The following is a 7,933-nucleotide window of genomic DNA, read 5'->3' as shown; positions in this document are numbered from 1 at the left end:
CTCGACGACCGCCGCAATCAGTATTTCTTGCACCCCGACTGCCTGGGCACGCGCCAGAATAGCGGCCCGGTCTACATCAAAATCGTCGAAATCCAGATGACAGTGGGAGTCTACCAGCATGCGTTTATGACCTTCTGGCGGATTTAGGCGAATTTTTCCTGCCCGACATGCTGGGCAGACAGATTCCGCCTTTGCCGGGCCGCCTCAAAGAGGCAAATCCCGGTAGCGACGGACACGTTCAGGCTTTCGATGGCTCCCATCATGGGAATATGCGCCAGATAATCGCAGTGCTCGCGAGTAAGGCGGCGCAAACCTTTCTCCTCCCCACCCATCACCATCACCAGCGGCATATTCAGGTCAAGCGTATAAAGACTCTGAGCCCCCTCCCCCGCCATCCCGACCAGCCAGAAGCCCGCCTCTTGCAAAGCAGACAAGGTTCGCGACAGGTTGGTCACGGTACAGACCGGAACGCGTGACGCCGATCCGGCAGACGCCTTGCGCACGGTGGCATTGACCGGACAGGCATTATCCTTGGGCAGAATCACCGCATCGACCCCCGCTGCTTCCGCACTGCGCAGACAGGCACCGAGGTTGTGCGGATCAAGCACACCATCCAGCACCAGCAGGAAGCCACGGCCGTCCAATTGCGCAAGGATCGTCTCGAAGTCCTGCCCGGGAAAGGCGCGCAGCAAGCCGCCCACGCCCTGATGCTTGTCGGTATTCAGCCTCCGACCCAGTGCCGTGCTCCGCCATTCATGCACTGGCAGATGCTGTTCTGTGGCCTTTTGCAGTAACGGCGCGACACGGTCATCGGCCCTTCGCTCAATCGCCACCCAGAGCTCCAGCAATTCTCGCGAATCCAGCGCGGCGCTGACCGCGTGGATACCGTAGAGGGATTCTTCAGTCACCCGGCACTCCCGCCAACGTCGTGAAAACTTCAGGATTACGCTGGGAGGGCGGCACACAAGGCAGACCGACGCGCGCAAAGGCCGCTGCTTCGTCAGGTGCCGGGTTCTGATCCCAGCCCGGCAAGCTGCGACACACCGCGACAAACCCGGCTGGCCCCGTATGGGCGATCTGCGCAAAACCCAGGAATTCGGTCGGGGCCTGATAAAATTTTACCTCGATGCCTTCCTGACTCCATGCCTCCCGCTGCCCGGAGGCAAACCCCGCAAACAGGGGACAGGCAGCAAGTGCGACGTCCCACTCGTCCGGCATCAACACGCCATCGCGGAGAAATTCCAGGCGCGGCAGCGGCCATTCACCCCGTCGCAAAGGGCCGGTACGCTGCAATCGCCATCTCTGCCCTGCAGCCCAGGCGAGAACGCGCGACTCCAGATCCAGATACACCGACAACGGTAGCATCATTAGCAGGGCACAAACTGCAGGAAACCGTCAAAATGCGCGATTATCATACGGACTTAGAAGCTGTCGAAAATATCGTCAACGATATTGTCCGCCACCGCGAAACCCGCACCCAGACCCAAACCGGTCATGACATTACCCAGGAAACCGCTGCCCATACCCGGCTGTCCCTGCATGGGCGCATTCCAGGGACGCTGCTGCCCCATATTGGGGTTCATACCACCCTGCTGCCCCATCCCCTGCATCTGCATTTCCAACTGCTGGATACGCTGCGCCATCTGCTGCAGCATCATCCCCACATTCTGCTGCTGTTGTTGCAGGTTCATGGCCAAGCTGCGCAATTCCATACTGATCTCGCGTCCGGTCATATTATCCGGTGCCATGGCGTTCACCCGTCCGGCGACCTGCTGCAAGGCCTGCAGGTTGTTCTGGGTCTGCTGCTGCAACTGATTATATTGTTGATCCAACATTGAGTAGTCCATGATGTGCTCCTGATTTCGTAAAGATAATACCCATTGGTTAGATGGGCGGAAAGCCTGTACAGTTCCACAACCGCGGTGATCTGCGCAACTACTCCTGCAAGCGAATGCGCCGCTCCCAGGCACGCCATACCCCGCGCGCCAACAGCACCAGAATAGGTCCGATAATCAGGCCGATCAAGCCGAAGGCTTCCGCACCACCAAGAATACTAAAGAACACTAGAAAGAATGGGGCCTGCGTCTGCGATCCGGTGAGCAGTGGGCGTACCACCAGATCCGCCACGGTAATGACGACCAGCCCCCAGGCGAGAACGAGCAGGCCGGCGATCCAATGCCCCGTAAAAGTGAGCCAGAGGGTGGCCGCGCCGACTACGGCCGTGGCGCCAAAGGGTATCGGCGATATCAGTGCGGTAGCGACCAACCAAAGGGGCCACATGCTCAGGCCGGCAACAGCGTAAGCGATACCAATAAACATGCCCTCCACCACACCCACACCGATGAGGCCGATCAGCACCGAACGCGCGGCATCCCGGCAGGCGGCCAAAAACCGATCGCCACGATCACGGCCCCAGAGTTGTGTAGCGCCCAGGTGCAACGCCTCCGTGAGACGCTCACCGTGCAGGGCCAGCGCAAACACGGTCAGTGCCGCAAAAAACGTATGTAACGTAAATATCCAGAGCTGACCCAGAGAATCGGTGACGAGGCCGGAATGGGCGCTGAGGAGCGCGGAGAGAGAGGCACCGTTCAGCCCATGCATATGGCTGAGCAGCCAATGGCCGACGTAAGGAATCTGCATCACGCCCGGTGGCACGTCGACGAGCGGACCACCTGACTGCCAGCGGAAGATGAGCAGCGCTACCTGGGGCAATACAGAATCAACGATAATGACTGCAGGAATGATGATGATAGCCACCCATGCCAGGGCGTGTATAAGCGAACCCAGCCAGCGCGGCAAACAGAACGCACGCTCCAGGCGCAACTGCCAGGGCCAGCCCACTGTTGTCAGCACAGCCCCCATCAGCAGGGGGCCGGCGAATGGACTGAGGGTGTATGCGGCGCCGGCATAAATCAGCAGCAACACGAACATGCCCCAATTGGCGTAGCGTGATGGCTCTTGGCTTTTTTGCACCCCATCCCCCTGGTGTTAATCTACAATGGAGTGCAAAGCTACCATAGTGCCGTGCCGATGGAAATGCACATAAGCGTCAGAAAAACCGACAAGATTGACCGATCAGTGAATATGAATACCGGCGCGATCCCAGACCGGCTCGACACCGTCGGGCAAGGTGAGCAGATGACCGATGGCAGCATGACCAACATCCGGGCCATGGAAGTCGGAGCCGACCGATCCCGCCATGCCCAGTTGTCGGGCGAGACGCCCCAGATGCTCACGATCCCCGGCCGCCTGACTGCCAGAGCAGACCTCAAGGCCGATGCCGCCCGCATCCCGGAACTCGGTGAGCAAGGCACGCAGCCGAGTACCGCTGAGTTTATAGCGACCGGGGTGGGCGAGAACGGCGGATCCACCTGCCGCGTTGATCCAGCCAACCGCCTCGGGCATGGGAATCCAGTCGCTGGGCACGTAGGCCTTACAACCGCGCCCAAGATATTTGCCAAAGGCCTCATTCGCGTCTGCACAATATCCCTCACGCACCAGCCAGCGCGCAAAGTGGCTACGCCCCACCATGCGGCCGCCCGCCATCGCTCGCGCTCCGGCTTCTGCGTCAGGAATACCGGCACCGTCTAATAAACGTCCGATTTCTAAGGCACGCCAGTCACGGAAGGCCATAATCCGACTCAAACCTTCCTGTAAGATGCCATTCGCGGGGTCAATAAAAAGGCCGACAACGTGGATACCCTGGGTGCTCCATTCGCTGGAGACTTCAACGCCGGGGATAAGTTGAATATCCAGTGCCGCCGCCTGCACACTGGCCTCCGCAAGCCCCGCAGTGTTGTCATGGTCAGTCAGCGCCATGACGCGCACCCCCGCCGCATGCACCCGCTGCACTAGGTCGCTGGGCGTCATGGTGCCATCGGAGGCGAGGGAGTGCATATGCAAATCAACAGGAGAAACGGGGTTTGGGTGCGACATTGAGAAGATTCCTGAATAAAGAGGATGCAACTTGCTGCGGAATTCCGGCACCATTCCATGCTAGCATAACACGCTCAGCTCTTCATCTGAGCATATCGGAGGCGACAGTGGCTCTCATCCTGGACATCTCAGGCGCACAAAAGCGCTTTGAACAATACGCCAAACCCATCCTTGGGGCCTTTGCCGAGAGCGGTATCGTCAGCGGAGAGCAGATCACCCCGCCAATGATTGTGGACGCCTTGCGCCAGCTTTTCGCAGTGCTGACAACGGATGTTGCCTCCTGGGACCCTTCCCTGCCCGCCGACGAGCCGGAGCGCATCGGCGACCTGGCCATCGGTCTGCTGATGGATCTCGCCACCTGGGCCGAGCGCCTGGGTGAGCGTCAGGCGAAGGCGGCCCTGGAAATGATCACCGTCAGTCTCGCAGCATGGGTATGTAATCAATGCGGCGCCATCCATACGCTGGAGCCTATCGTCAACGGTCTGGCCATTCTGGCCAATAGTCGCGGCGAGCCCGACGAACTGCGTTCCCTGGCCCAATTGATGGGCAAGGTGAAAGAAGCCGCATCCGCAGACTATGGCACCGATCTGGATGGCGCAGATCCACACCGCCCCTGGCGTATTCTGTTATTGAATTGGGGCATCACGGCGACGCGTGCGCAGGATCCAGCGGAAATGCGGTGTGCTTTTGCAGCATTGGTGCATCATTTACCTGCCGATGCGCCATTATTCTTTCGGGAAGGACGCCAGCAAGTGGCTCAAGGTGATTATTCGGATGAGGTGAAGGCGGTCATGGAAGAAGCAGCAAAACGTGCCGGACATAGTCTGCACTGAATCCCAATAACATGGCCCGGACGCCAATCCGGGCCATGTTACCTGTTCACCCATGCGGGTTCCTGCGCTGGGCGCAAACAGGATAACCGGCAATCAGAGCTCTTTGCCGTGATGCGCCAGGAAGTCGGCAACACCTTCACTGGTCGGCTTCATGCCCGCTTTGCCCTTCTCCCACTGTGCCGGGCAGACTTCACCGTGCTCTTCAGAGAATTGCAACGCGTCCACCATACGGATCATTTCGTCAATGTTGCGGCCCAGGGGCAGGTCGTTGATTACTTCATGGCGCACCACACCTTCGCGGTCGATCAGGAAGGAGCCACGCAGCGCCACCTCATCATTGAGCAAAACGTCATAATTGCGCGCGATACTCTTGGAGAGGTCCGCCACCATGGGGAGCTGGATGTGGCCAATGCCGCCCTTCTCTTCCGGCGTGTTTTTCCAGGCCAGATGGGTGAAGTGGGAGTCCACGCTACAGGCGATGACTTCCGTATTGCGCGCCTTGAACTCCGAGAGACGGTGATTGAACGCGAGGATTTCCGAGGGACAGACGAAGGTAAAATCCAGCGGATAGAAAAACAATACGGCATATTTTCCCTTGATATACTGAGAAAAATGAAAAGCTTCATTGATAGTATTGTCGCCCATGACCGCGGGGGCCACGAAATCGGGAGCAGCTTTGCCTACTAATACAGCCATCGTGTTTCTCCTCTGTTGAAACGGCAGGATGAAGTCCAGATTTTTACTATAGCGAACTTTTTCAGATTTCGCTACGTCCAGACTGCGGAGGATATGGGCAAACTCCCCCAGTGGGCAGCACGCCCTCCTTAGGCTAGAATAGGCCTCCAGCCCGCCGGGCGATCCCGGTCATAATCCATTAGACTAAAATGTGAGGAGCTTGGCCCCCATGACTTACGTGGTGACTGAATCTTGTATCAAGTGCAAATATACCGACTGTGTAGATGTCTGCCCTGTGGACTGTTTCCGCGAAGGACCGAATTTTTTGGTCATCGACCCCGATGAGTGCATCGACTGCACCCTCTGCGAGCCCGAATGCCCTGCGGGTGCCATTTTCCGCGACGATGACCTGCCCGAAGGTCAGGAAGAATTTGAGGAAATCAATGCCCGCCTCGCCAAGATCTGGCCGGCCATCGTTCAAAAGAAAATGGCGCCCGAAGATGCGGATGCCTGGCTGGAAGTAAAGGATAAACGGGGCCTGCTCGAAGAGTGAGCAACGCTGGCGCGCCCGCCGCGTTGCGTTCTCCCAGCTTTCGTCGGCTGCTCGGCCTGGTCCGCGCATATCGCGGCCGCATCCTTTTCGCCATGCTCTTCATGGTGATTTCCGGGGCGGCCACCGGTGGGGTAGCCTACATGATCAAACCCGTTCTCGACCGGATCTTCATCGACCGCAACGCCAGCATGCTCATCTGGCTGCCCCTGGGCGTCATAATGATCTACGCCGTTAAAGGCGGCGCCGATTACGTACAGGCTATCACCCTCGTCCGGGTGGAAGAAGACGTTTTGCGCGGTCTGCGCGAGCGTCTTTTCGCCCATACCCTGCGCCTGCCCCTCGGCACCCTCATCGACAGCAGTCACGGTAGCACCCTGTCGCGGATGAGCCTGGATCTGACTTTATTGCAGCAAGGCCTCTCGGTGTTGGCGCGCTTCTTTCTTTCCACCTTCCAGATCATCGCGCTCATGGCGGTAGTGTTTTACATGAGCTGGAAACTGGCACTGATCAGCTTCATCACTCTGCCCATCGCGTTTTATCCCCTGATTCGTTTCGGCCAGAAGCTGCGCCAGCGCGGCGAACGCCAACAAGAACAGATGGGTCAGATCATGGACCAATTTTCTCAAAGCCTGCGCGGCGCCGAAGTGATCAAAAGTCAGGGCGGTGAAGGCTTTGAGGCGCAGCGTTTCGGTGTTCAGGCGCGTCACTACTTCGACCTGATGATGCAGATTGCCCGCATCCAGAAGGCGACGGTTCCCGTCATGGAGATGATTGCGGCGTTGGGCATTGCGGTCATCATCTATCTAGGGGGCGATCAGGTGGTGAATGGCGGAATGACGACAGGGGCCTTCTTCAGCTTTCTGACGGCGCTGGGGATGATCTATGAGCCCCTGCGCCAGCTCTCCTCGGCCAACAATCAACTGCAACAAGGTCTTTCTGCTGCGGACCGGCTCTTCGCCTGGCTGGACCAACCGGCAGAGGCCAGCCAGCGCTCCCCGACGCCACGTCCCTGGGGCACCTGGCAGTGCCACGATCTCAAGTTACAATTGGGGGGCGAAGCGATTTTACGCGATCTCCAATTCACCATACCACCTCTCAGCACGACGGCCATAGTCGGCCCCAGCGGCGGCGGCAAGACCAGTCTGGTGCGGGTGATGCTCGGTTTGCTGCCGGCCAGCGGGGGAGACATTACGGTGGCTGGGCGGTCCATCCGCGATCTCCCTGCCGGCGATTACCGGGGTTATTTCAGCTTTGTGGCTCAGGAGCCCGTACTCTTCAGCGGCACCGCCCTGAGCAATATCGCCTATGCCGATGCTCAACCCGATCACGAACGCGCCGAGGCGGCCGCGCGGCAAGCGCACGCCTGGGAGTTTTTAGCCCCAATAGGCGGGCTGGAAACGATGATCAAGGGCAATGGCGGCAATCTTTCCGGCGGCCAGCGCCAGCGGCTCGCCATCGCCCGCGCGCTCTATCTGGATCGCCCCGTGCTGGTCCTTGACGAAGCCACCAGCAACCTCGACAGCGAAAGTGAAGAACGCATCGCCGATACCCTCAGCGCCCTCCACGGCCGGAAAACCCTTATCATCGTCGCGCACCGCCCGCGCACTACCCGTCTCGCCGACCAGATCATCCGCCTGGAGCGTGGCCAGATCGTGGCCGAAGAACAGGAACACGGAGCCGCATAAGCGGCCTTAAACGTTCAGAAAGTTTCTCGCAACGATTGGCGCAGCGTAACTAAGGCCTCAGATAGACGCCGGTCGCCATCGGCATCCGGAGTGGAACCATAACGCTGGGCCAGATAGATTTCACGCACAGATTCCCACTGATCCGCGGGCACGGGCAACCGTTGCCAGAACAAACTCTCCACCCCCGGTCGAACGTCATTCAATCCCAAAGTACGCAAGGCACGCGCCGCACGCTGGCGCCAATATCCGAC

At 59.0% G+C, this 7,933-nt stretch carries 10 protein-coding genes and 1 pseudogene; 3 read left to right on the top strand and 8 right to left on the bottom strand.

Features of this window, described 5'->3' with window-relative positions; genetic code table 11:
* From Q0C48_RS10090 to Q0C48_RS10065, 6 genes are all read right to left on the bottom strand, one after another.
* The coding region (locus tag Q0C48_RS10090) for a TatD family hydrolase (RefSeq protein ID WP_291523986.1) at window positions 1-120 on the bottom strand (120 nt) is incomplete at its 3' end.
* 23 nt (window positions 121-143) lie between these two features.
* The gene (rlmB, locus tag Q0C48_RS10085; RefSeq protein ID WP_291523979.1) at window positions 144-908 is read right to left on the bottom strand and encodes a 23S rRNA (guanosine(2251)-2'-O)-methyltransferase RlmB; all 765 of its coding nucleotides are present in this window, start codon (window positions 906-908) and stop codon (window positions 144-146) included.
* Entirely contained in the window at window positions 901-1,365 is a 465-nt protein-coding gene (locus tag Q0C48_RS10080) for a hypothetical protein (RefSeq protein ID WP_291523984.1), read from the bottom strand. Before Q0C48_RS10080 ends, rlmB begins: the two co-directional genes overlap by 8 nt.
* A gap of 56 nt (window positions 1,366-1,421) precedes the next feature.
* The gene (locus Q0C48_RS10075) at window positions 1,422-1,847 is read right to left on the bottom strand and encodes a hypothetical protein (RefSeq protein ID WP_291523977.1); all 426 of its coding nucleotides are present in this window, start codon (window positions 1,845-1,847) and stop codon (window positions 1,422-1,424) included.
* 88 nt (window positions 1,848-1,935) lie between these two features.
* A complete protein-coding gene (locus Q0C48_RS10070; protein WP_291523975.1) occupies window positions 1,936-2,973 on the bottom strand; it encodes an AI-2E family transporter in 1,038 nt (345 codons plus the stop codon).
* A gap of 102 nt (window positions 2,974-3,075) precedes the next feature.
* Window positions 3,076-3,936 (bottom strand): PHP domain-containing protein, encoded by an 861-nt coding sequence (locus tag Q0C48_RS10065; RefSeq protein WP_291523973.1) that lies wholly within the window; start codon window positions 3,934-3,936, stop codon window positions 3,076-3,078.
* A gap of 107 nt (window positions 3,937-4,043) precedes the next feature.
* Between Q0C48_RS10065 and Q0C48_RS10060 the strand changes: the two genes are divergently transcribed.
* Window positions 4,044-4,769: a hypothetical protein gene (locus Q0C48_RS10060; protein ID WP_291523971.1), complete on the top strand. Its 726-nt coding sequence runs from the start codon at window positions 4,044-4,046 to the stop codon at window positions 4,767-4,769.
* Between the two features lie 93 nt (window positions 4,770-4,862).
* On the opposite strand, the gene Q0C48_RS10055 is transcribed toward Q0C48_RS10060, so the two are convergent.
* Window positions 4,863-5,465 (bottom strand): peroxiredoxin, encoded by a 603-nt coding sequence (locus tag Q0C48_RS10055; protein ID WP_291523969.1) that lies wholly within the window; start codon window positions 5,463-5,465, stop codon window positions 4,863-4,865.
* 208 nt (window positions 5,466-5,673) lie between these two features.
* On the opposite strand from Q0C48_RS10055, the gene fdxA reads away from it, so the two are divergent.
* Window positions 5,674-5,997 (top strand): ferredoxin FdxA, encoded by a 324-nt coding sequence (fdxA, locus tag Q0C48_RS10050; protein WP_291508561.1) that lies wholly within the window; start codon window positions 5,674-5,676, stop codon window positions 5,995-5,997.
* Entirely contained in the window at window positions 5,994-7,682 is a 1,689-nt protein-coding gene (locus Q0C48_RS10045; RefSeq protein ID WP_291523967.1) for an ABC transporter transmembrane domain-containing protein, read from the top strand. The genes fdxA and Q0C48_RS10045 overlap by 4 nt, the downstream gene beginning before the upstream one ends.
* A 14-nt stretch (window positions 7,683-7,696) precedes the next feature.
* Here Q0C48_RS10045 and Q0C48_RS10040 read toward each other — a convergent pair.
* Window positions 7,697-7,933, bottom strand: a pseudogene (locus Q0C48_RS10040) (DUF3488 domain-containing protein); the annotation flags it as partial.

The organism is Acidithiobacillus sp., from assembly GCF_023255755.1.
In the GTDB taxonomy this organism is placed as follows: Bacteria; Pseudomonadota; Gammaproteobacteria; order Acidithiobacillales; family Acidithiobacillaceae; genus Acidithiobacillus.
This window is presented reverse-complemented; position numbering and strand designations above follow the sequence as displayed.

Coding starts and splice junctions, on each gene's coding strand:
- Q0C48_RS10080 (WP_291523984.1), bottom strand. CDS start 1,365: ATGCTACCGTTGTCGGTGTATCTGGATCTGGAGTCGCGCGTTCTCGCC.
- Q0C48_RS10075 (WP_291523977.1), bottom strand. CDS start 1,847: ATGGACTACTCAATGTTGGATCAACAATATAATCAGTTGCAGCAGCAG.
- Q0C48_RS10065 (WP_291523973.1), bottom strand. CDS start 3,936: ATGTCGCACCCAAACCCCGTTTCTCCTGTTGATTTGCATATGCACTCC.
- Q0C48_RS10055 (WP_291523969.1), bottom strand. CDS start 5,465: ATGGCTGTATTAGTAGGCAAAGCTGCTCCCGATTTCGTGGCCCCCGCG.
- fdxA (WP_291508561.1), top strand. CDS start 5,674: ATGACTTACGTGGTGACTGAATCTTGTATCAAGTGCAAATATACCGAC.